Origin of the sequence: Citrobacter sp. RHBSTW-00859, assembly GCF_013729795.1 — a bacterium.
GTDB classification, from domain to species: Bacteria; Pseudomonadota; Gammaproteobacteria; order Enterobacterales; family Enterobacteriaceae; genus Citrobacter; species Citrobacter braakii.
Genome location: NZ_CP056284.1, coordinates 3465280 through 3489288, shown reverse-complemented (window position 1 = coordinate 3489288; position 24009 = coordinate 3465280). Strand labels below are relative to the sequence as shown.

19 protein-coding genes and 7 tRNA genes are annotated in these 24009 nt (G+C 51.8%); 3 read left to right on the top strand and 23 right to left on the bottom strand.

Annotated elements, in window-relative coordinates; genetic code table 11:
• Positions 1–41: 41 nt before the first annotated feature.
• The 11 genes from HV302_RS17450 to miaB all read right to left on the bottom strand — a co-directional run bounded on the left by HV302_RS17450 (position 42) and on the right by miaB (position 11409).
• Positions 42–755, bottom strand: a complete 714-nt coding sequence (locus HV302_RS17450) for a hypothetical protein (protein ID WP_137352681.1) — start codon at positions 753–755, stop codon at positions 42–44.
• A 171-nt stretch (positions 756–926) separates the two neighbouring features.
• Positions 927–1862 carry a pyrimidine-specific ribonucleoside hydrolase RihA gene (gene rihA, locus HV302_RS17445; RefSeq protein WP_047501740.1) on the bottom strand — a complete coding sequence of 312 codons (936 nt, stop codon included), beginning with the start codon at positions 1860–1862 and terminating at the stop codon, positions 927–929.
• Between the two features lie 116 nt (positions 1863–1978).
• Entirely contained in the window at positions 1979–2704 is a 726-nt protein-coding gene (gene gltL / locus HV302_RS17440; RefSeq protein ID WP_003022754.1) for a glutamate/aspartate ABC transporter ATP-binding protein GltL, read from the bottom strand.
• On the bottom strand, positions 2704–3378 hold the full coding sequence (gltK, locus tag HV302_RS17435) for a glutamate/aspartate ABC transporter permease GltK (protein WP_003022757.1): 675 nt from the start codon (positions 3376–3378) through the stop codon (positions 2704–2706). The genes gltL and gltK overlap by 1 nt, the downstream gene beginning before the upstream one ends.
• On the bottom strand, positions 3378–4118 hold the full coding sequence (gltJ, locus tag HV302_RS17430) for a glutamate/aspartate ABC transporter permease GltJ (RefSeq protein ID WP_053388590.1): 741 nt from the start codon (positions 4116–4118) through the stop codon (positions 3378–3380). Before gltJ ends, gltK begins: the two co-directional genes overlap by 1 nt.
• Before the next feature lie 288 nt (positions 4119–4406).
• Positions 4407–5315, bottom strand: coding sequence for a glutamate/aspartate ABC transporter substrate-binding protein GltI (gene gltI, locus HV302_RS17425; protein ID WP_016152242.1), 909 nt, complete (start codon positions 5313–5315; stop codon positions 4407–4409).
• 357 nt (positions 5316–5672) lie between these two features.
• Positions 5673–7211 carry an apolipoprotein N-acyltransferase gene (lnt, locus tag HV302_RS17420; protein ID WP_181626350.1) on the bottom strand — a complete coding sequence of 513 codons (1539 nt, stop codon included), beginning with the start codon at positions 7209–7211 and terminating at the stop codon, positions 5673–5675.
• A gap of 24 nt (positions 7212–7235) precedes the next feature.
• On the bottom strand, positions 7236–8114 hold the full coding sequence (corC, locus tag HV302_RS17415; RefSeq protein ID WP_005121418.1) for a CNNM family magnesium/cobalt transport protein CorC: 879 nt from the start codon (positions 8112–8114) through the stop codon (positions 7236–7238).
• A 162-nt stretch (positions 8115–8276) separates the two neighbouring features.
• Positions 8277–8744 carry an rRNA maturation RNase YbeY gene (ybeY, locus tag HV302_RS17410; protein WP_003835559.1) on the bottom strand — a complete coding sequence of 156 codons (468 nt, stop codon included), beginning with the start codon at positions 8742–8744 and terminating at the stop codon, positions 8277–8279.
• Positions 8741–9787 (bottom strand): PhoH family protein, encoded by a 1047-nt coding sequence (locus HV302_RS17405; protein ID WP_019076268.1) that lies wholly within the window; start codon positions 9785–9787, stop codon positions 8741–8743. The genes ybeY and HV302_RS17405 overlap by 4 nt, the downstream gene beginning before the upstream one ends.
• A 191-nt stretch (positions 9788–9978) precedes the next feature.
• The gene (gene miaB, locus HV302_RS17400; RefSeq protein WP_016152245.1) at positions 9979–11409 is read right to left on the bottom strand and encodes a tRNA (N6-isopentenyl adenosine(37)-C2)-methylthiotransferase MiaB; all 1431 of its coding nucleotides are present in this window, start codon (positions 11407–11409) and stop codon (positions 9979–9981) included.
• 145 nt (positions 11410–11554) lie between these two features.
• Here miaB and ubiF point away from each other — a divergent pair, with 145 nt between their 5' ends.
• The gene (ubiF, locus tag HV302_RS17395) at positions 11555–12730 is read left to right on the top strand and encodes a 3-demethoxyubiquinol 3-hydroxylase (RefSeq protein WP_181626349.1); all 1176 of its coding nucleotides are present in this window, start codon (positions 11555–11557) and stop codon (positions 12728–12730) included.
• A 103-nt stretch (positions 12731–12833) separates the two neighbouring features.
• On the opposite strand, the gene HV302_RS17390 is transcribed toward ubiF, so the two are convergent.
• From HV302_RS17390 to nagB, 12 genes are all read right to left on the bottom strand, one after another.
• Positions 12834–12908 (bottom strand) — tRNA-Gln (locus HV302_RS17390).
• A gap of 36 nt (positions 12909–12944) precedes the next feature.
• Positions 12945–13019, bottom strand: a tRNA-Gln gene (locus tag HV302_RS17385).
• A 43-nt stretch (positions 13020–13062) separates the two neighbouring features.
• Positions 13063–13139: transfer RNA gene (locus HV302_RS17380), tRNA-Met, on the bottom strand.
• Between the two features lie 21 nt (positions 13140–13160).
• A tRNA-Gln gene (locus HV302_RS17375) sits at positions 13161–13235 on the bottom strand.
• Between the two features lie 37 nt (positions 13236–13272).
• Positions 13273–13347 (bottom strand) — tRNA-Gln (locus tag HV302_RS17370).
• Between the two features lie 23 nt (positions 13348–13370).
• Positions 13371–13455, bottom strand: a tRNA-Leu gene (locus HV302_RS17365).
• A gap of 8 nt (positions 13456–13463) precedes the next feature.
• Positions 13464–13540, bottom strand: a tRNA-Met gene (locus tag HV302_RS17360).
• A 222-nt stretch (positions 13541–13762) separates the two neighbouring features.
• Positions 13763–15427, bottom strand: a complete 1665-nt coding sequence (asnB, locus tag HV302_RS17355) for an asparagine synthase B (protein ID WP_003835552.1) — start codon at positions 15425–15427, stop codon at positions 13763–13765.
• 252 nt (positions 15428–15679) lie between these two features.
• A complete protein-coding gene (nagD, locus tag HV302_RS17350; RefSeq protein WP_005121413.1) occupies positions 15680–16432 on the bottom strand; it encodes a ribonucleotide monophosphatase NagD in 753 nt (250 codons plus the stop codon).
• A gap of 157 nt (positions 16433–16589) precedes the next feature.
• The gene (nagC, locus tag HV302_RS17345; RefSeq protein WP_016152247.1) at positions 16590–17810 is read right to left on the bottom strand and encodes a DNA-binding transcriptional regulator NagC; all 1221 of its coding nucleotides are present in this window, start codon (positions 17808–17810) and stop codon (positions 16590–16592) included.
• 8 nt (positions 17811–17818) lie between these two features.
• On the bottom strand, positions 17819–18967 hold the full coding sequence (nagA, locus tag HV302_RS17340; protein WP_032931096.1) for an N-acetylglucosamine-6-phosphate deacetylase: 1149 nt from the start codon (positions 18965–18967) through the stop codon (positions 17819–17821).
• 60 nt (positions 18968–19027) lie between these two features.
• Entirely contained in the window at positions 19028–19828 is an 801-nt protein-coding gene (gene nagB, locus HV302_RS17335) for a glucosamine-6-phosphate deaminase (protein ID WP_003022803.1), read from the bottom strand.
• 342 nt (positions 19829–20170) lie between these two features.
• On the opposite strand from nagB, the gene nagE reads away from it, so the two are divergent.
• Both nagE and glnS read left to right on the top strand, forming a co-directional pair.
• Positions 20171–22120, top strand: a complete 1950-nt coding sequence (gene nagE, locus HV302_RS17330; RefSeq protein WP_181626348.1) for a PTS N-acetyl glucosamine transporter subunit IIABC — start codon at positions 20171–20173, stop codon at positions 22118–22120.
• Between the two features lie 187 nt (positions 22121–22307).
• Positions 22308–23975, top strand: coding sequence for a glutamine--tRNA ligase (glnS, locus tag HV302_RS17325; RefSeq protein WP_046274597.1), 1668 nt, complete (start codon positions 22308–22310; stop codon positions 23973–23975).
• Positions 23976–24009: the final 34 nt, after the last annotated feature.

Below are 24009 nucleotides of genomic sequence, written 5' to 3'. Positions count from 1 at the left end.
CTGGGAGTACAAGGTTATAGAGTACAACTGATATTAGACTCTTAAACATCGAATCTTTCCATGATTTCGTCGGCAAGCTGATCGAGGTTAGAATAGATACCAGCATGAACTTTCTGAATTATTTCTGAAAGAGCTGGCTCAACGAAGTAATAGAGCATCTCCAGCTTTGCTTGGTAAAGAATCCAATAATAACTTGGATCTATTGCTTTCAGTGCCCGGGCTGCCATAGCTGCTTTTTGCTGAAACCCATAGACCTGCAGAAGATAAACGCCAACTGGCATTTTACCAGCCAGTTTTTGCGCAACGGCTTTTGACAGAAACTCTGACTGTGCAATAGCTTCCGCCATAGCTGAGGCTACAGCAAACCGCGTACCACTTGCCACTGTTATACGAGCAGCAAGGTTTGCTGCGTTGCGAACCATCTTTTGGGCAGATCCTTCTTTGTTACCTTCTTTAACATCTTTGCTCACGGTCAGGAAATATAAATACAGCATATATGTAATAACATCACGGTATCTGAATATAGACATGATGGAATAAACAGTCCTTATCTCTTCAGATTTCAATTCCTGACATACATCATTATATCTGGGGATTAAACAGCTCGAATACCAGCTAGCTCTTTCTATTCCTGAATAAATATCAGAGGCGATACCTTTTGCGGCCTGTATCGTATTTGTGAATCCATTCTCAATATATATGGATAACTGCCTGTCATTCTGAAATCTTACCCTGAGATAATCTGAAGCATTCATTCAATGTTCCTCTGATTTGTTGTGCCGGATGTTGCATGATACATTAATCTGCTGGGGGATTTATTCAGTATTACCTGACAAATTAATGAAGTAACGCAGTATTCACGTTCGCTATTAGCTAACAGTAAAATCGCTATGATTCAACATAGCGATCTTACTCAATGATAAATTTCAGGCGTAAAATTTCAGACGCTCCGCTAGCAAATCGACAAACCCCTGGCGATCCACGTCCACCATCACGGTGGCGTTTGGCTTATTGCCGCTCAGGAAGTAGTAGTCAACCACGGTCATTCCCTGGGTGTATTTGCCCTGAGTTTCCACACCAACCCAGCGTTCAACGGTGGTAAACAGTTCAGGTTTCAGCAGCCAGGCAATGGTGCATGGATCGTGCAGCGGCGCGCCAATGAATCCCCATTTTTCATCTTTGTGATATTCAAAGAAGAAGTCGAGTAGTTCAGCAACGATTGTCGAAATGGGATTGCCGATAGCGCGGAACCGTTCGGTATCTTCACGATGTATTTGCGCTTTATGCGTGACATCTAGTCCAGCCATCACCACCGGAATGCCCGACTGGAACACGATCTCAGCGGCTTCTGGATCCACGAAGATGTTGAACTCGGCGGCGGGCGTCCAGTTTCCGAGGCCCATTGCACCACCCATGATCACGATACGGGCGATTTTGGGGTGCAGTTCAGGATGGCTATTCAGTAGCAATGCCACGTTAGTTTGCGGCCCGGTGGAGACAATCGTCACCGGTTCCTGACTGTTACGCAGGGTTTTCGCCATCAATTCCACGGCAGTACAGTCCTGTGGAGCAAAAGCGGGTTCAGGCAGCGCCGGGCCATCAAGCCCGCTCTCACCGTGGACGTTATCGGCAATTATCAGGTCGCGCATCAGCGGTTTGACTGCGCCACCGGCCACTGGGATATCCGTGCGGTTGAGCAACGTTAACATACGCAATACGTTACGCAGTGTTTTGTCGGGGGTCTGGTTACCGGCAGAGGAGGTTATCGCTTTCACATCCAGTTCAGGTGAAGCGAGGGCGAGAACAATTGCGATAGCGTCGTCATGACCTGGATCGCAATCAAACAGGATAGGAAGTGCCATTGTTGCTCCTTGTAAGTGGGACTTTGTGACAAGGTTAACGCTGGGCTGTGCCTGTTTCGAGAAGTGAAGAGATAAATCGTGAGGTGGCGCGCACATGGAGGTGCGCGCCAGCAAAATTAGTGCAGGATTTTCGCGAGGAAGTCTTTGGCACGGTCTGATTTTGGATTAGCGAAGAACTCTTCTTTCGGTGAGTCTTCAACAATCTTCCCTTCATCCATGAAGATCACCCGGTTCGCCACTTTACGCGCAAAGCCCATTTCGTGGGTAACCACCATCATGGTCATCCCTTCATTGGCCAGTTCAACCATGACGTCCAGTACTTCGTTGATCATTTCTGGGTCGAGTGCTGATGTCGGTTCGTCAAACAGCATAGCGATAGGATCCATGCACAGCGCCCGGGCGATGGCGACACGCTGTTGCTGGCCCCCGGAGAGCTGAGCTGGAAACTTCTCGGCATGCGCTGACAGACCAACGCGTTCCAGTAACTTTTGCGCTTTGTCGCGGGCCGGCTTTTTATCGCGTTTAAGCACTTTTACCTGCGCCAGAGTCAGGTTCTCAATAATCGACAGATGCGGGAACAGTTCAAAGTGCTGGAACACCATGCCAACGCGAGAGCGCAGTTTGGCCAGATCGGTCTTTTTATCATTCACCACGGTACCATCAACGGTGATGACGCCCTGTTGTACCGGCTCCAGCCCGTTCACCGTTTTGATAAGCGTTGATTTACCTGAACCTGACGGGCCGCAGACCACCACCACTTCACCTTTTTTCACTTCCGTGGAGCAGTCGGTCAGCACCTGAAAGTGACCATACCATTTAGAAACATTTTTCAGGGTAATCATTAAACTGTCCTTTTCTTCAAATAGCTGACCAACAACGATGCGCTCAGACTGAATACAAAATAAACGGCGCCAGCAAACAGGATCATTTCAACCTGCGTGCCGTCACGCTCGCCAATGGTGGAGGCGGTACGGAAGAAGTCTGCCAGACTCAATACATAGACCAGCGAGGTATCCTGGAAGAGTACGATGCCCTGGGTAAGCAGCAGCGGCACCATCGCGCGAAATGCCTGCGGCAGAATGATGAGCTTCATCGACTGCCAATGGGTCATCCCCAGCGCCAGCGCGGCACTGGACTGCCCGCGAGAAATACTCTGGATACCGGCGCGGATAATCTCGGAATAGTACGCGGCTTCAAACATCGAAAATGCGACCATCGCTGAGATCAGGCGAATATCGGTTTTTGGCGACAGACCCAGCACGTTTTGCAGGAAGCCGGGCACAATCAGGTAGAACCACAGCAGCACCATCACCAGCGGAATGGAGCGGAATACGTTGACGTAGCCCTTCGCAAACCAGGCAATTGGCGCGAAGCTGGACAGACGCATTACCGCAAGGATGGTCCCCCAGACGATACCAATGACGACTGCCGTGACGGTGATTTTCAGCGTGATGATCAGCCCATCCAGCAGATACGGCAGGGAAGGGACGATAGAACTCCAGTCAAATTCGTACATTATTTGCCTCCCAAATTGCCAGGCAGGCGGATTTTGCGTTCGACGAGATTCATCACCAGCATGATGATGGCGTTAATCAGTACGTAGGCCAGAGTGATGGCCGTAAACGATTCCCATGCGTGGGCGGAGTAATCCAGTAGTTTTCCCGCTTGCGCAGCCATATCGACCAGGCCGATAGTGGAGGCGATCGCGGAGTTCTTTACCAGGTTCATCATCTCCGAGGTCATTGGCGGAACAATCACGCGGTAAGCGTTTGGCAGCAGAACATAGCGGTAGGCCTGCGGCAACGTCAGCCCCATCGCCAGCGCGGCATTTTTCTGCCCGCGAGGCAGAGACTGAATAGCGGCACGAACCTGTTCGCAGACGCGCGCAGCGGTAAACAGCCCCAGACAAAGCATGGATGAGAGGAAGAACTGAATGTTGGGATCCAGTTCTGACTTAAACCACATCCCGATGTTTTCCGGCAGCAGTTCAGGAATGACCAGATACCAGGTAAAAAACTGGACAATGAGCGGAACGTTACGAAACAGCTCGACGTACAGCGTTCCGATCCCGGAAAGGAAACGATTTGGTACGGTACGTAAGATGCCGAATAAAGAGCCGATGAGGAAAGCGATAACCCAGGCGGTGATAGATAACGCGACAGTGACCTGGAAACCACTCCAGAGCCAGCCGAGATAGGTGGTGTTGCCGAACGGGGCTTGTTGTAAAAAAATACCCCAGTTCCAGTCTATAGACATAAATCTACTCCAGAAAAAAAAGGGTAGCAGCGCTACCCCCGAAGATTGTTATTCAGCGTTTTGCGGTTTTCAGGCCTGATGGGGAACGACCATCAGGCTTATAGTCTGTCCGTGCTGAGTAGCAATCGAGAGGGAGGGGAAGCCTCCCTGATTACACTTCATCCTTCAAGATATCTCGTTGTTGGCTGCCTTTATTCATCCCGGTTACTTACTCATGTAAGCGCCCGGGAATTCGCTCAGTTGCCGCCTCGATATAACTTGAAAGGTTTTGTGTACTCTTCTAATTAATTAGTTAAGCGCTTTATCATTCGGTTCTTTGAACAGGGCTTTCATCTCGTCTGACAGTTCGAAATTCATGTTCAGGTTCTTCGGTGGAATTGGATTTTTAAACCACTTATCAAACCATTTCTCAGCTTCGCCTGAGGTCTGCGCCTTGGCGATAGTGTCATCCATCAGCTTTTTGAACTGAGGGTCATCTTTACGCAGCATGCAGCCGTAAGCTTCCTGAGACTGTGGCTTGCCGACGATCTCCCAGTTGTCTGGTTTCTTCGCCTTCGCGCGCTCGCCAGCCAGCAGGGCGTCATCCATCATAAAGGCAACGGCACGGCCGCTTTCCAGAGTACGGAAAGAGTCACCGTGGTCTTTCGCGCTGATGATGCGCATATCCATTTTTTGTTCTTCATTCAGCTTGTGCAGCAGCACCTCTGAGGTGGTACCCGAAGTCACGACTACGGCTTTACCTTTCAGATCGGCGAAATCTTTGACGTCGCCGCCTTTTTTCGCCAGCAGACGAGTACCAACAACGAAAATGGTGTCAGAGAAAGCCGCTTGTTTTTGGCGCTCGACGTTGTTGGTGGTGGAGCCACATTCAAAGTCGAAGGTGCCGTTTTGCAGCAGCGGGATACGGTTTTGTGAAGTAATCGGGATCAGTTTCACCTGCAGGTCAGGCTTGTTCAGCTTTTTCTTCACGGCTTCAACGATCGCGTTGGAGTAATCCTGTGAATAACCGACCACTTTTTGCTGGTTATCGTAGTAAGAAAACGGTACCGATGATTCACGGTGGCCGACCACAATCACGCCGTTTTTGGCGATCTTGTCCAGCGTGCTGCCTGCCGCTGGTGCTGCGTCTTCTGCGTGCGCCAGACCGGCGGACATTCCCATGACCAGCATGGCAGTGGCGAGCTTACGTAATTGCATATCCAACTCCTTTATCGTCTGCGCCAGGGACGCATTGATACCCATTGTGATGTTGTTATTGTTTGCTACTAAAACGTGCAGTCTTGTATATGTTTGTTAACATTTAGTTTGGATGAATGTAAAGAATTTGCTGTTTTATTGTTTATTTTTGCGAGGTGCGCCGCACCATTTGGGGGCAAAAATATCTTGTTGCACTTTTCAGGTGCTACCGGCGCTCAACGTTGGTGCGACTAGGTTGCACATTCAGCCAAAACTGCATTTGTCTTGTAGAACAAAGCAATAGACGTGCCAGAATGGGGAGCGGGAAATGTTTTGTGGGCCGGATAAGCGAAACGTTATCCGGCCGGGGAAGGAAGGTTACTTACGACGCTGGCGCAGGCTCATTACCACCGCACCAAAGCCAAACAGCGCGGTAAGCAGCCAGAGCGGCCAGTTACCGGTACGGGCATAAGGGGTTAAGCCCGTCGTTGGCGTCACGCTGGTGGTCAGGACCTGGCGGGTAAACTGCGGGATCATCGCCTGAATCTCACCCTGTGGACCAATCACCGCCGTAATACCGTTGTTGGTGCTACGCAGCAGAGGGCGCGCCAGCTCGAGGGAACGCATACGCGCCATCTGGAAGTGCTGCCACGGGCCGATGGATTTACCAAACCAGGCATCGTTGGAAATCGTCAGCAGGTAGTCCGTATCCGGGCGGAAATTATCCCGTACCTGTTCGCCAAGAATGATTTCATAGCAGATGGCAGCCGTCAGCTTAAAGCCGTGCGCATGCAGCTGTGGCTGCACATAAGGCCCCCGGCTGAAAGACGACATTGGCAGGTCAAAGAACGGCGCTAACGGGCGTAGGATCGATTCCAACGGGACGAATTCGCCAAACGGTACCAGATGGTTTTTGTTGTAGCGGTTGCTGGAGTCGTAACTGTACGGGCTGTCTTTACCCAGCGTGATGATGGTGTTGTAGGTGTCGTAACGATTCTGCTTGTTCAGACGTGCGTCAACGATACCGGTAATCAGCGTGCTGTTTTTCGATCTCAGCAGGTCATCCATCATGCCCAGAAAACGCTGCTGATTAATTTCCAGGTCCGGAATAGCGGATTCTGGCCAGATGATTAGCTGTGATTTGCCCATCTCAGGCTGGGTGGCGTCGAGATAAATCTTCAGGGTGTTGAGTAACTGACCTTCATCCCATTTGAGCGACTGCGCAATGTCACCCTGCACCATCGAGACCTGAGTGGTTTTTTCCGGCTCAAGCGTGTACCACTGGATATAGCGCAGCGGAAAGGGCAGAGCAAAGAGCACTAGCGCGGCAATCAGCGGCTTCCAGTGACTCGTCACCAGCGCCAGCGCCAGCAGGCCGCTAACCACCATCAGCAGGAAGTTAATCGCCTCAACGCCCATTACCGGAGCCAGCCCTTTTAACGGACCGTCGATCTGACTGTAGCCGAACTGTAGCCACGGGAAGCCGGTCAGTACCCAGCCGCGCAGGAATTCGGTTATTTGCCAGACGACTGGCGCGGCAATCGCCACGCGTATCCAGGTGGTTTTCGGCCACAGACGCGCCAACACGCCGGCAAACAGGCCGGTGTAGAGGGAAAGGTATGCGGCAAGCAGAACCACGAGGAACACATTAATGGGGCCTGGCATACCGCCAAACTGCGCGATGCTGACGTAAACCCAGTTGATGCCGGAGCCAAACAGCCCCAATCCCCAGAAGTAGCCGATTGCGGCAGACTGGAGCGGACGGCGATTGAAGGTAAGAGCCTGCAGGCCCATCAGCGAAACGATCGCAGCGGGCCAGATGTCATACGGAGAGAAAGCCAGCGTCCCGCAGGCACCGAATAATAACGCCAGCAGCAGGCGAATGCGCTGGCGTTCAATTAATGGGGCAAATGCCATGTAGTCTTAGATCCAGTTTCGGGTTTATTCGTCCAGTTTGGGCTGGGGTGAGTCGTCCGGAATTCTGACATGAACCTGAATAATACGACGGCTGTCGGCCATTGCCACTTTGAACTGGTAACCATCAATGTCGATAGTCTCTCCGCGCGCGGGCAGATGACCAAAGGCCTGCATGACCAGCCCGCCGATGGTATCTACTTCTTCGTCGCTAAAATGGGTACCGAAAGCGTCGTTGAAGTCTTCAATCGGCGCCAGAGCGCGAATGGTCCAGGTGTGGCGACTGAGCTGACGGAAATCGATATCGTCTTCTTCGTCGTACTCATCTTCAATTTCACCCACGATCAGTTCAAGGATGTCCTCAATGGTCACCAGACCTGAGACACCGCCGAATTCGTCGATGACGATAGCCATATGATAACGCTGGGAGCGGAACTCTTTCAGCATGCGGTCAACTCGCTTGCTTTCAGGTACGACAACCGCCTGGCGTAACACTTTCTCCATGCTGAAGGCTTCGGCATCGCTGCGCATAAACGGCAGCAGATCTTTGGCCATCAGAATCCCTTCAATGTGATCTTTGTCTTCGCTGATCACCGGGAAACGCGAGTGGGCAGACTCGATAATGACATCGAGACATTCGTCCAGGGTCTGGTTGCGTTTCAGGGTAATCATCTGAGAGCGAGGGATCATGATGTCGCGCACGCGTTGGTCCGCAATATCCATCACCCCTTCGAGCATATCGCGCGTATCTTCATCGATAAGGTCGTTTTGCCCGGAATCACGGATCAGCTCCAACAGTTCGTCGCGGTTTTTTGGTTCACCGTGGAAAAGTTGGCTCAGTAACAGGGAGAAAAATCCCTTTTTGCTGTTTAAGGTGTCACTACTGTGTGAATTGTCGTCGCTCATGGCGTCGTATGGGTTCTCATGTTAGTTAATACAAAGCTCGTCATGCGTATATTCAGCTGTTGACGGCATGTCTCTTCATCGTACTTCAAACCAGGTAAGCCGGATAAGGCGCAATACCTGATGGCGGCTGCGCCTTATCAGGCTTACAAGATTTCGAAATGCTTATTCTTTCTCGGCAATGTACGGATCCTCATAGCCCAGAGCAAGCATAATCTCTGTTTCGAGGGATTCCATCTCTTCCGCTTCATCGTCTTCGATGTGGTCGTAACCGAGTAAATGCAGGCTACCGTGCACCACCATGTGCGCCCAGTGGGCCTCAAGCGGTTTGCCTTGTTCCTGCGCTTCTTTCTCGACTACCTGACGGCAGATGATCAAATCGCCCAGCAGCGGCATTTCAATGCCCGGCGGGGCTTCAAACGGGAAAGAGAGTACGTTGGTTGATTTATCTTTCCCGCGATAGGTCAGGTTCAGCTCGTGGCTTTCCGCGTCATCGACCAGACGAATGGTAACTTCAGACTCTTCCTGAAACTGTGGGATCACCGCATCCAGCCAACCTTGAAACTGACTTTCTGTTGGTAAACCGGATTCGTCTTCACATGCCAGCTGTAAATCGAGAATAACCTGACTCATTTTTGTTCCTGCTCCTGAGCTTCGCGTTTGCGTTCTGCAGCCAGCTCGGCTTTGCGTTTCTGTTCTGCTTCTTCCCAGGCTTCATACGCCGTGACGATACGGGCGACCACCGGGTGGCGAACCACGTCTTCGCTATGGAAGAAATTAAAACTAATTTCGTCGACTTCAGCCAGCACTTCAATGGCATGACGCAGACCGGATTTGGTGCTTCGCGGCAGGTCAATCTGGGTGATATCGCCGGTGATAACCGCTTTGGAGTTAAAGCCGATACGGGTCAGGAACATTTTCATCTGTTCGATGGTGGTGTTCTGGCTCTCATCAAGAATGATGAACGCATCGTTTAATGTACGACCGCGCATGTAGGCCAGCGGCGCAACTTCAATGACGTTACGCTCAATCAGCTTTTCGACCTTCTCAAACCCGAGCATTTCGAACAGTGCGTCATACAGCGGTCGTAAGTAGGGATCGACTTTCTGGCTGAGGTCACCCGGCAGGAAGCCGAGTTTTTCGCCCGCTTCCACTGCCGGACGGGTCAGCAGAATTCGACGGATCTCCTGACGCTCAAGCGCATCGACCGCAGCGGCAACCGCAAGATACGTTTTACCTGTACCCGCAGGGCCAACGCCAAAGGTGATGTCGTGGTCGAGGATATTCGCAATGTATTGTGCCTGGTTCGGCGTACGCGGCTTAATTACCCCGCGCTTGGTTTTGATGTTCACCGCTTTGCCAAATTCCGGCACGCTGTCTGCGCTTTGCTCAAGCACTCGCGCTTCTTTAATTGCCAGATGAATTTGTTCAGGCTCAATGTCCTGCGTCTGACCACGCATTGGGGCAGTATCGACGTACAGGCTACGTAAAATATCTGCCGCCGCGGTGACGCAAATTGGGCGACCGGTCAGCTTAAAGTGGTTATCACGGCGGTTAATTTCGATGCCGAGGCGACGTTCCAGCTGCTTGATGTTGTCATCAAATGGGCCGCAAAGGCTCAACAGGCGGGCATTGTCTGCGGGTTCAAGGGTGATTTCGCGAGTGTCTATGTTCAAACTGTTCCTCTTTTGCATGTCTTGCCGGACGCTGAACATTTACCGGCATCTAAGGAAATTATTCACGCCATGGGGGAAAGGCGCAAGCATTGCGATAAATATGGGGATGATGAGGTAGATTACAAGGCCCGCCGGGGCAGCGAGCCCAGAAGAGTAAGCCCGATAAGCGTAGCGCCATCGGGCATTTAAGATTAAGGCTGATAAATACCGACGCCCAGATCGTTTTCTTTGCGGGTACGCGCAATAACTGACTCAGGGGATTCAGCGATGCGCAGACCCATTTCGTCTTCGGTGCGCACCACTTTACCGCGCAGGGAGTTCGTCCAGACATCGGTAATTTCTACATCCACGAACTTACCGACCATTTCCGGGTTGCCTTCAAAGTTCACCACTCGGTTATTTTCGGTACGGCCAGACAGTTCCATGATGCTTTTACGCGATGTGCCTTCAACCAGAATGCGCTGGGTCGTGCCGACCATGCGACGGCTCCAGGCCATAGCTTGCTGGTTAATACGCTCTTGCAGAATATACAGGCGCTGTTTTTTCTCTTCTTCCGGCACGTCGTCAACCATATCGGCGGCAGGGGTGCCAGGACGCGCAGAGAAGATAAAGCTGTAGCTCATGTCAAAATTGACGTCTGCAATCAACTTCATGGTCTGCTCGAAATCCTGCGTGGTTTCGCCTGGGAAGCCAACGATGAAGTCGGAGCTAATCTGGATATCCGGACGCGCTGCGCGCAGTTTGCGGATGATCGCTTTATATTCCAGCGCGGTATGGGTGCGTCCCATCAGGTTCAGTACGCGATCTGAACCGCTCTGTACCGGCAGGTGCAGGAAGCTCACCAGTTCTGGCGTGTCACGATACACTTCAATGATATCATCGGTGAATTCGATCGGATGGCTGGTGGTGAAGCGGATACGGTCAATGCCATCGATCGCCGCGACCAGCCGCAGCAGATCGGCAAAAGATCCGATCGTGCCGTCGTAGTTCTCACCGCGCCAGGCGTTCACGTTTTGTCCCAGCAGGTTCACTTCACGCACGCCTTGCGCCGCAAGCTGGGCGATTTCAAACAGGATGTCGTCCGCCGGACGGCTCACTTCCTCACCGCGGGTGTATGGCACCACGCAGTAAGTACAATATTTATTACAACCTTCCATGATTGACACGAAAGCGCTTGGACCTTCAGCACGCGGTTCCGGTAGGCGGTCGAATTTTTCGATCTCCGGGAAACTGATATCAACCACCGGGCTACGGGTGGTACTTCCACGCACTTTGTTAATCATTTCCGGCAGACGATGCAGGGTTTGCGGCCCAAAAATAATATCGACATAGTGCGCGCGTTGGCGAATATGGTCGCCTTCCTGAGACGCAACACAGCCACCGACACCGATGATCAGCTTGGGGTTTTTCTCTTTTAACAGCTTCCAGCGGCCCAACTGATGGAAGACTTTTTCCTGAGCCTTCTCACGGATAGAGCAGGTATTCAGCAGCAGCACATCCGCTTCTTCGGCCACGTCGGTCAGTTGATACCCATGGGTGGCATCCAGCAGATCGGCCATCTTCGATGAATCGTATTCGTTCATCTGACAGCCCCAGGTTTTAATATGGAGTTTTTTGGTCATCGACTTGCTCTTGCGAAATTGTGGCTGAAATGCAGGGCGCATAGTGTACTGCTTTGGCGCGGTTGTGACCAGTATGACGGATGTCAGCCTCAAGGGGTAAAAAATCCTGTAAACTTACACAATACATGTAACAGGATAATTGACCATGACAAATCAACCAACGGAAATTGCCATTGTCGGCGGGGGGATGGTCGGCGGCGCGCTGGCGCTAGGACTGGCGCAGCATGGATTTACGGTAACGGTCATTGAACATGCCGTTCCCGCGCCGTTTGTGGCTGACGGACAGCCTGATGTCAGAATTTCGGCCATCAGCTCCGCCTCCGTGTCGTTACTGAAAGGGCTGGGCGTCTGGGATACGGTTCAGGGGATGCGCAGCCATCCTTACCGTCGTCTGGAAACGTGGGAATGGGAAAATGCCCATGTGATGTTTGATGCCGCCGAGCTTAAGCTGCCCTTGCTGGGCTATATGGTGGAAAACACGGTCCTGCAACAGGCGCTCTGGCAGGCTCTGGACGTTCACCCCAAAGTCACGCTGCGCGTGCCTGCGTCGCTGATCTCTCTGCATCAACATAACGATCGGCATGAGCTTGAGCTGGCTGGTGGCGAAAAAATCAGCGCGAAGCTGGTCATCGGCGCCGATGGCGCAAATTCTCAGGTGCGGAAAATGGCCGGGATTGGTATCCATGCCTGGCAATATGCGCAGTCCTGTATGTTGATAACCGTACAATGCGAGAATTCTCCGGGAGACAGCACCTGGCAGCAATTCACCCCTGACGGTCCGCGCGCATTTTTACCGCTGTTTGATAACTGGGCCTCGCTGGTGTGGTACGACTCACCGGCGCGTATCCGTCAGTTGCAAGGTTTGAATATGTCGCAACTGCAGGCGGAGATCGCCAAACATTTCCCATCGCGACTCGGTAACGTTACGCCTGTGGCAGCGGGGGCATTCCCGCTAACGCGCCGTCACGCGCTGCAATATGTGCAGCCAGGACTGGCGCTGGTGGGTGACGCCGCGCATACCATTCATCCGCTGGCGGGGCAGGGCGTTAATTTGGGGTTCCGTGATGTGGATGCGCTGATTGACGAGCTGGTGAATGCGCGCAGCTACGGTGAGTCCTGGGCAAGTCAGCCGGTGCTGAAGCGCTATCAGAACCGTCGCATGACTGACAATTTCATCATGCAAAGCGGCATGGATCTGTTCTACGCAGGATTTAGCAACAACCTGCAGCCGCTGCGTATCATGCGTAATCTTGGGCTAATGGCCGCAGAGCGCGCCGGCGTGCTGAAACGCCAGGCACTCAAGTACGCGTTAGGATTGTAATTCAGACAGGCCTACAGAGAACGTTGTAGGCCTGGTAAGCGTAGTGCCATCAGATAATAAATGCAGAAAAGCAAAAAGCTCGCCGAAGCGAGCTTTTTTAATATGGCTGGGGTACGAGGATTCGAACCTCGGAATGCTGGTATCAGAAACCAGAGCCTTACCGCTTGGCGATACCCCAACGGGTGCATCCACAGAATGGACGACTTTTTGAAATTGGCTGGGGTACGAGGATTCGAACCTCGGAATGCTGGTATCAGAAACCAGAGCCTTACCGCTTGGCGATACCCCAACAATTTTTTGGATTTACCGAACGAGTCGATACGTCCTTAATATGGTGGCTACGACGGGATTCGAACCTGTGACCCCATCATTATGAGTGATGTGCTCTAACCAGCTGAGCTACGTAGCCAGATATTATCATATTCTTCGATGGCTGGGGTACCTGGATTCGAACCAGGGAATGCCGGTATCAAAAACCGGTGCCTTACCGCTTGGCGATACCCCAATGACCGTTGCGGTGAACCGCTACATCGAAGAAAAAATGGCTGGGGTACCTGGATTCGAACCAGGGAATGCCGGTATCAAAAACCGGTGCCTTACCGCTTGGCGATACCCCATCCGTGCAACGCTTACGGGTGAATGGTGCGGGAGGCGAGACTTGAACTCGCACACCTTGCGGCGCCAGAACCTAAATCTGGTGCGTCTACCAATTTCGCCACTCCCGCAAAAAAGATGGTGGCTACGACGGGATTCGAACCTGTGACCCCATCATTATGAGTGATGTGCTCTAACCAGCTGAGCTACGTAGCCATCTTTTTTTCGCGTAACCTTATCGGCGTTGCGGGGCGCATTATGCGTATTGAGCCTTGAAGCGTCAACCCCTTTTTCATTGAAAATAGCTGGAATGTGACTGTTTGGTTAGGTTGCGAACAGCATGACGCAATATTCGGCAATTATTAGTTATTAATTGTTTTTTTGCACAGAAAACAGACATAAAAAAGAGCCCCGCAGGGCCCTTTTCTAAGGATTAACTTATTTATAAGCGGACTGATGTACGCCAACCGCACGACCAGAAGGATCGTTCATGGTTTTAAACGCCTCATCCCATTCGATTGCTTTGGCAGAAGAACAGGCAACAGACGGCCCGCCAGGTACACATTCCGCAGCGCTCGCAACCGGGAACAGCTCTTCGAAAATCTCACGGTACAAATACGCTTCTTTAGAAGATGGCGTGTTGTAAGGGAAACGGAAGCTGGCGGTTTCCAGTTGTTGGTCAGAAACTTGCTCAGCGGCCACCTCTTTCAGGGTATCAATCCAGCTGTAACCGACACCATCGGAGAACTGCTCTTTCTGACGCCATGCAACGCTTGCTGGCAGGTAGGATTCAAAACATTCGCGCAGAACATGTTTTTCCATTTTGCCGTTGCCGCACATTTTGTCCTGCGGGTTGATGCGCATCGCCACATCAAGGAATTTCTTATCCAGGAAGGGCACGCGAGCTTCCACTCCCCAGGCCGACATAGCTTTGTTGGCGCGGGCACAGTCGAACATATGCAGCGCCTGCAGCTTACGCACGGTCTCTTCGTGCAGCTCTTTTGCATCTGGTGCTTTGTGGAAATAGAGATAGCCGCCAAATACTTCGTCAGAACCTTCGCCCGACAGCACCATTTTAATGCCCATAGCTTTAATTTTACGCGACATTAAGTACATCGGGGTCGAGGCGCGAATCGTCGTAACATCGTAAGTTTCGATGTGATAAATCACGTCGCGGATAGCATCCAAACCTTCCTGCACGGTGAAGTGGATCTCATGGTGTACAGTACCCAGATGGTTCGCCACCTCTTGCGCGGCTTTCAGGTCCGGAGCGCCTTCCAGGCCTACGGCGAAGGAGTGCAACTGCGGCCACCAGGCTTCGCTACGCTCCTGATCTTCAACACGACGCGCGGCGTATTTTTTGGTGATTGCGGAAATGACGGATGAATCCAGACCGCCGGACAGCAATACACCATAAGGAACATCTGACATCAGGTGGCTTTTCACTGCATCTTCCAGTGCCTGACGCAACTCGTTTTTATCGGTAACGTTGTCTTTTACCGCATCGTATTCAAACCAGTCGCGCTGATAGTACTGACGAATTTCGCCGTCTTTACTCCATAAATAGCTACCGGCCGGGAATTCTTTGATCGTGCGACACACGGGAACCAGGGCTTTCATTTCAGACGCAACGTAGAAGTTACCGTGCTCGTCGTAACCCATATACAGCGGGATGATCCCGATATGATCGCGACCGATCAGATAAGCGTCCTGCTCGCTGTCGTACAGAGCAAAAGCAAACATGCCTTGCAGGTCATCCAGAAACTCTGGGCCTTTTTCCTGATACAGCGCAAGGATAACTTCGCAGTCGGAACCGGTCTGGAACTGATAGCGATCGCCGTATTCAGCGCGCAGTGCCTGATGGTTATAAATTTCACCGTTAACCGCCAGGATATGCGTTTTCTTCACGTTGTACAGTGGCTGAGCACCGGCGTTGACGTCGACGATGGACAGACGTTCGTGCGCCAGAATGGCGTTATCACTGGCGTAAATACCCGACCAGTCCGGGCCGCGATGGCGCATCAGACGAGACAATTCCAGGGCTTTTTTACGCAGTTCAACTGCGTCAGTTTTAATATCGAATACGCCAAAAATAGAACACATAACCTTCTCCGTTAACCTGTTGCGTGATGCTTTTTATGTTTGCTTGATAAAGAAAATGCCGCAAAGCTGGAGAGGGCGCAAGTGAATTACGGGTCAGAAAATAAAAAACGCAATGGTCATTGTGGATTGGTGAAAAAAGATTACAGAATAGACGGGTTTATTAATGAATCGATAATTTTATGGCGGTTTTATTAAATGGAAGGATTTCTTCTGGCCGGATATGACGCGGGGGCGTCTTATCCGGCTTACGCATCAAATCACATCAATTTCCGCAACGGACGGGTAAATCCAGCTTGGTCTGAACGGCATGCTGTCAATGTCGTCGAGCGTCGAAACGCCAGACAATACCAGGATGGTTTCGAGACCCGCCTGGAAGCCCGCCAGAATATCGGTACGCAGGTTGTCGCCAACGATAACGGTCTCTTCCGAATGCGCCTGCATTTTGTTGAGCGCCGCGCGAATAATCCACGGGCTGGGTTTGCCCACATAAAACGGCTTGCGGCCAGAGATTTTTTCGATACCGGCGCACAGCGCACCGCAGGCAGGATAAAAACCGCGTCCGTGAGTATCCGGGTTTGTGGCGATGAAACGCGCACCGTTGGCCACAAAATATGCCGCTTTATGCATCATGTCCCAGTTATAGGATCGCGTCTCGCCAACAATCACAAAATCGGGGTTCACGTCAGTAATAGTAAACCCGGCTTTATACAGCTCGTGAATTAACGCACCTTCACCTACCACGTAGGCCTTTTTCCCTTCCTGGCGGCGAAGAAAATCAGCGGTAGCCATGGCGGAAGTATAAAAGACGCTATCAGGGACATTCACACCCGCGGTGGCGAAGCGGTTTGCCAAATCCTGTCCGGTCTGTGAAGGATAGTTAGTCAGCAAAACTAACGGCAGGCCTTTTTCCAGGATCCCAGTCAGAAATTCTGCCGCACCCGGTACGGCAACATTGTCGTGCATCAGCACGCCGTCGATATCACAAATTACATTCTTAATGGCCATGGACAATCCGACATCAAAAAAAGAAGGCATTACTATACACAAAATACACTAAATCATTCGAGTTGCATCAAGGCGGCACAAGTCTGAGAACCCCGGGAGCTTACTGAAGTAAGTGACTGGGGTGAGCAGATGCAGCTAACGCAGAGGCTGCTTGGTATTAGCTTTCCAGCAAACGTTGCAGCAATGTACCGTTGAGCATCGCACGCTTCACCAGCGCAAAGGCGCCAATGGCTGAGCGGTGATCCAGCGTGGAACGAACCACCGGTAAATTGTGGCGAAACGCTTTCAACGCCTGCGTGTTGATACAGCTTTCTATAGCAGGCAGCAGCACTTTGTCAGCCTCGGTAATCTCGCCCGCAATGACGATTTTTTGTGGGTTAAACAGGTTGATGGCGATGGCGATGGTTTTACCCAGGTGACGACCAACGTGCTCAATGACTTCTGATGCCAGGTTATCGCCTTTATTAGCCGCCTTACAGATGGCTTTAATGCCGCAATCATCCAGCGTGAGTCGGCTTGGATAACCCTGTTTCAATAAGTTCTGCACGCGGTGTTCAATAGAGGCATTGGCGGCAATTGTTTCCAGACAGCCGAAATTACCGCAGTGACAGCGCTCACCCAGCGGCTCTACCTGAATATGGCCAATCTCACCCACGTTGCCATTGCGACCAATAAAAATTCGGCCATTGGAGATGATTCCCGCCCCGGTTCCGCGGTGAACACGCACCAAAATGGAGTCTTCGCAATCCTGGCTTGCCCCGAAATAGTGCTCGGCCAGCGCCAGACTGCGAATATCGTGACCGACAAAGCAGGTGACCTTAAAGCGTTTTTCGAGTGCTTCGACCAGCCCCCAGTTTTCGACCTGAATGTGCGGCATATAGCGGATGACGCCGCTTTCAGGATCAACCAGGCCTGGCAGAATGACGGAAATCGCAACCAGCTCGCGGATTTTCCGCTGGCAGTTCTCAATAAAGGTGGCAATGGTGTTGAGCAGCGCATACTCCAGCGTTTCCTGGGTGCGCTCCGGGAGGGGATAATGCTCTTCAGCGACCACTTTACTGCTCATATCATAGAGCGTGAGCGTAGTATCGTGGCGGCCCAGGCGTACGCCAATCGCGTGGAAATTGCGGGTTTCGGTGACGATAGAGATAGCGCGGCGGCCCCCGGTAGAGGCCTGCTGATCGACTTCTTTGATCAGCCCGCGTTCAATCAATTGACGCGTAATTTTCGTTACGCTGGCGGGGGCAAGCTGGCTTTGCTCGGCAATTTGAATTCGCGAGATTGGCCCATGCTGGTCAATCAGGCGATAAACCGCCGCGCTGTTAAGCTGTTTTACGAGATCAACATTACCTATTTGAGCTTGTCCGCCTGGTGTCATTCTTTCTCTTACTCAGTAACGACCTCGTTGCCATTAACGATGGTCTTGATAATTTTAAAGTCGTGCGTGAACGCAGTCAGGTTGGCTACTTTGCCTGGCGCGATGCTGCCGAGTTGTTTGTCGACGCCAATGGCGCGAGCAGGGTAGAGCGTTGCCATACGTAAGACTTCGTCGAGAGCGATATTCGCATGTTCGACCAGATTGCGTACGCCTTCAATCATGGTTAATGATGAGCCGCTCAGTGTACCGTTCTCATCAACGCACAATCCATTACGGTAGTATATTGTTTTACCAGCGAAAATGAACTGTTCAATGTTTGCACCTGCTGGTGCGGTTGCGTCGGTGACCAGGCACAGCTTGTCGCCTTTCAGGCGTTTGGCATTACGAATGTTAACGTAATCAACGTGGAGGCCATCGGCGATGATACCGCAGTAGATATCGGCTTCATCAAGAATAGCGCCCGCCAGACCTGGTTCGCGACCGGTAATGTACGGCATCGCGTTGAACAGATGCGTCGCAAAGGTGATACCTGCGCGGAACCCGATTTTTGCTTCTTTTACCGTTGCATTTGAGTGACCCGCAGAAACCACAATACCCGCATTCACCAGCTTGGTAATGACCTCTACCGGGACCATTTCTGGCGCCAGCGTTACTTTGGTGATCACATCGGCATTATTGCACAGGAAATCAACCAGCGCAGCGTCCGGTTGACGGACAAATCCCGGATTATGGGTGCCTTTTTTCACCAGATTCAGCCACGGACCTTCCAGATGAAGTCCTAGTGCCTGATTTGGGTGTTTCGCCAGGTATTCACGCATGACGCGAACGCCTTGTTTCATCAGGTCATCGCTGGTGGTGATAAGCGTTGGCAGGTAGCTGGTGCAGCCAGATTTTTCATTGGCTTTCTGCATGATTTCCAGCGTTTCAACGGTCACGGCTTCTGCCGTATCGTTAAACTGTACGCCGCCGCAGCCGTTTAGCTGTACATCGATAAAACCGGGGGAAACAATGGCCCCATTCAGTGAGCGCTGTTCAATTCCTGACGGTAACTCAGCCAGTGGGCAAACGCTGTCAATCAGGCCATTGGCGACAACAATCGCATGGTCATCAAGAATTTCGTGACCGGTAAAAATCCGGCCCTGGGTTAAAGCATACATTCCGACCCCCGATTTCAAAAAATGCCGCCCTGCAACTTATCGACAGGGCGGAGATATCAATTACAGACCTTTAATATTTTCCGCTTCTAACTCGTTAAAGTATTTCAGCGTCTTCACTTTCAGTTCCATGGTGGAAGGCTCATCGCAGACCACAACGGCTTTCGGATGCAGCTGCAGACAGCTGATGGTCCACATATGGTTAACGTTGCCTTCAACGGCGGCTTGCAGCGCCTGCGCTTTCTGGTGGCCCAGTACCAGGATCATCACTTCTTCAGCATCCAGCAGGGTGCCCACGCCAACGGTCAGCGCATATTTAGGCACCTGGCTGACGTCGCCGTCAAAGAAGCGTGAGTTCGCAACACGCGTGTCGTGAGTCAGCGTTTTGATGCGGGTACGGGAAGCCAAAGAAGAGGCTGGTTCGTTGAACGCGATGTGACCATCGTTGCCTACGCCGCCCATAAACAGGTGGATTTTACCGTAAGAACGGATTTTCTCTTCATACTGACGGCATTCTGCATCAATATCCGGTGCGTTACCATTGAGGAGGTTGATGTTTTCTGCTGGAATATCAACGTGATCAAAGAAGTTGCGATGCATGAAGCTATGGTAGCTTTCCGGATGCTCTTTCGGCAGGCCAACATATTCGTCCATATTGAACGTTACAACATGCTTGAAGCTTACCTGGCCCGCTTTGTGCATTTCAACCAATGCTTTGTAGGCTGTCAGCGGAGTACCGCCAGTCGGCAGGCCCAAAACGAACGGACGATCAGCCGTTGGTTTGAACGCGTTAATACGGTTAACGATATGGCGAGCAGCCCATTTGCCGACTTGTTCAGCGGTATTCAGGGGGATCAGTCTCATTCTTCACCTCAAAAGTAAATGTAAGCAATTGGCGGATTGAGTCTCTGTGCAGTATTAAGCGTAACCTGGTTTTGCATCGGTAAGGATCAATCCGTTTCGATTTTTTGAATGATAAAATAAGTTTTCGTAGTTAGCCAGTGGAAGGGAGGGTTAATAACGATATTTGGTGACTGGAATCACAAAAAACACGCATTTAATTTGCGATACGAATTAAATTTTCACACACTCTGAATGTAGATGAATGGTTAATATTGTTGTTCCAGAATCTTGCTGTCAGGAATGGTCGCACAATAAAAATATGGCTTCAAAGAAGCCTAATCGGGGTCTCGTAGGGGGAATAAAATGAATATTTTAGGTTTTTTCCAGCGGCTGGGTAGGGCGTTACAGCTCCCCATCGCTGTGCTGCCAGTCGCGGCACTGCTGCTGCGATTCGGCCAACCAGATTTACTTAACGTACCCTTCATCGCGCAAGCGGGTGGGGCCATCTTTGATAACCTGGCGTTAATTTTCGCTATCGGTGTGGCTTCCAGCTGGTCAAAAGACAGCGCGGGTGCTGCAGCGCTGGCGGGTGCGGTTGGTTATTTCATATTGACCAAAGCAATGGTTACCATTAACCCGGCCATCAACATGGGCGTGCTGGCAGGTATCATCACTGGTCTGGTCGGCGGTGCGGTATATAACCGTTGGTCTGGTATCAAACTACCTGACTTCCTGAGCTTCTTTGGCGGCAAACGCTTCGTGCCGATCGCCACTGGCTTCTTCTGTCTGGTGCTGGCTGCTATCTTCGGCTACGTGTGGCCGCCGGTGCAGAACGCCATCCATGCGGGAGGTGAGTGGATCGTAGGCGCTGGCGCGCTGGGTTCCGGTATCTTTGGTTTCATCAACCGTCTGCTGATCCCAACCGGTCTGCATCAGGTGCTGAACACCATCGCCTGGTTCCAGATTGGTGAATTCACTAACGCTGCAGGTACCGTATTCCACGGTGACATCAACCGCTTCTACGCGGGTGACGGCACTGCGGGTATGTTCATGTCTGGTTTCTTCCCGATCATGATGTTTGGTCTGCCGGGTGCGGCGCTGGCAATGTACTTCGCCGCTCCGAAAGCACGTCGTCCGATGGTTGGCGGTATGCTGTTGTCCGTTGCGATCACCGCGTTCCTGACCGGTGTTACCGAGCCGCTGGAATTCCTGTTCATGTTCCTGGCGCCATTGCTGTACCTCCTGCACGCACTGTTAACGGGTATCAGCCTGTTCGTTGCAACACTGCTGGGGATCCACGCGGGCTTCTCCTTCTCCGCAGGGGCTATCGACTACGTGTTGATGTACAACCTGCCGGCGGCGAGTCAGAACGTCTGGATGCTGGTCGTGATGGGCTTGGTGTTCTTCGTCATTTACTTTGTGTTGTTCAGCGCGGTTATTCGTATGTTTAACCTGAAAACGCCGGGCCGTGAAGATAAAGAAGACGATATCGTTACTGAAGAAGCGAACAGCAACACTGAAGAAGGTCTGGCTCAACTGGCAACCAACTACATTGCAGCAGTTGGCGGTACCGATAACCTGAAAGCGATTGATGCCTGTATCACTCGTCTGCGTCTGACCGTTGCCGACTCCGGTCGCGTAAATGATGCGATGTGTAAACGTTTAGGCGCATCTGGAGTGGTTAAGCTGAACAAGCAAACTATCCAGGTCATCGTGGGTGCGAAGGCCGAATCTATCGGCGACGAAATGAAGAAAGTTGTCGCGCGTGGCCCGGTGGCTGCAGCGTCTGGTGAAAGTGCGCCAGCAGCAGCGGCTCCGGTTGCTAAACCGCAAGCTGTAGCGAACGCTGTAACCGTTGAAACTTTAGTTTCTCCGATTACCGGTGACGTGGTTGCGCTGGAGCAGGTACCTGATGAAGCCTTCGCCAGCAAAGCTGTAGGCGACGGTGTGGCGGTGAAGCCAACGGATAAAATCGTGGTTGCTCCGGCTGCCGGCACCATCGTGAAAATCTTCAACACTAACCATGCGTTCTGTCTGGAAACCGTTAAAGGCGCGGAAATCGTGGTCCACATGGGCATCGATACAGTAGCGCTGGAAGGTAAAGGCTTTAAGCGTCTGGTTGAAGAAGGTACGGAAGTGACTGCAGGTCAACCGATTCTGGAAATGGATCTGGAGTTCCTGAACGCTAACGCACGTTCCATGATTAGCCCGGTTGTGTGCAGCAACAGCGATGATTTCGGTGCTCTGGTCATTAAAGCCGAAGGTCATGTGGTTGCTGGTCAAACACCACTGTATGAGATTAAAGGTAAATAACTGCTCCTGAGTAAAGTGAGTTAAGTGCCTTAAGCGGCGGGGTATATTCCTCCGCCGCTTTTTTTTGCAGCAAATACCCTCATATATCCTGTTGAAACACCTTTTTTGTGCAACTAATAGTTGTCTCCTGACGTCGCTTATAAGATCATGTTCCGTTATACGTTGTTTACGCTTTGAGGAATCCACGATGAGTGAGGCTGAAGCCCGCCCGAGTAACTTTATTCGTCAGATCATCGATGAAGATCTGGCCAGTGGTAAGCACACCACTATCCATACACGTTTTCCGCCGGAGCCAAATGGCTATCTGCACATTGGCCACGCGAAATCCATTTGTCTGAACTTTGGCATTGCGCAAGATTACCAGGGCCAGTGCAACCTGCGTTTTGATGATACGAACCCGGTTAAAGAAGATATCGAGTACGTTGAGTCGATTAAAAACGACGTTGAATGGTTAGGTTTCCACTGGACTGGCGATATTCGCTACTCTTCGGATTACTTCGATCAGCTTCACGCCTATGCGGTAGAGCTTATTAATAAAGGCCTGGCGTACGTTGATGAACTGTCAGCGGAGGAGATCCGCGAATACCGCGGCACTCTGACGCAGCCAGGTAAAAACAGCCCGTTCCGCGATCGTAGCGTCGAAGAGAACCTGGCACTGTTCGAAAAAATGCGTACCGGTGGTTTTGAAGAAGGTAAAGCCTGCCTGCGCGCGAAAATCGATATGGCTTCGCCGTTTATCGTGATGCGCGATCCGGTGCTGTACCGTATTAAGTTCGCCGAACACCACCAGACCGGCAACAAGTGGTGCATCTACCCGATGTACGATTTTACCCACTGCATCAGCGATGCGCTGGAAGGCATTACGCATTCACTGTGTACGCTGGAGTTCCAGGATAACCGTCGTTTGTACGACTGGGTGCTGGACAACATCACCATTCCGGTTCACCCGCGCCAGTACGAATTCTCGCGCCTGAATCTGGAATACACCGTGATGTCCAAACGCAAGCTGAACCTGCTGGTGACCGACAAGCACGTTGAAGGCTGGGACGATCCGCGTATGCCGACGATTTCTGGCCTGCGTCGTCGTGGTTATACTGCTGCCGCTATTCGTGAGTTCTGCAAACGCATTGGCGTGACCAAGCAGGATAACACCATTGAGATCGCTTCTCTGGAGTCCTGCATTCGCGAAGATCTGAACGAAAACGCCCCGCGCGCGATGGCAGTTATCGATCCGGTGAAACTGGTTATCGAAAACTACCCGCAGGGCGAAAGTGAGTTGGTTACCATGCCTAACCATCCGAACAAACCGGAAATGGGCAGCCGTGAAGTGCCGTTTAGCGGTGAAATTTGGATCGATCGCGCAGACTTCCGCGAAGAAGCGAACAAGCAGTACAAGCGTCTGGTGATGGGCAAAGAAGTACGTCTGCGCAATGCTTACGTGATCAAGGCTGAACGTGTAGAGAAAGATGCAGAAGGGAATATCACCACCATTTTCTGCACCTACGATGCCGACACCCTGAGCAAAGATCCGGCTGATGGCCGTAAAGTAAAAGGTGTTATTCACTGGGTGAGCGCGTCCCATGCGCTGCCGATTGAAATCCGTTTGTACGATCGTCTGTTTAGCGTGCCAAACCCAGGTGCGGCGGAAGACTTCCTGTCCGTTATCAACCCGGAATCGCTGGTCATTAAGCAGGGCTACGGTGAGCCGTCACTGCAGGCTGCGATTGCAGGTAAAGCGTTCCAGTTTGAGCGTGAAGGCTACTTCTGCCTGGACAGCCGCTATGCAACGGCTGACAAGCTGGTATTTAACCGTACTGTAGGTCTGCGCGATACGTGGGCTAAAGTCGGCGGGTAATTCCTGCCACACTGCCTCAAACGCCGCCAACGCG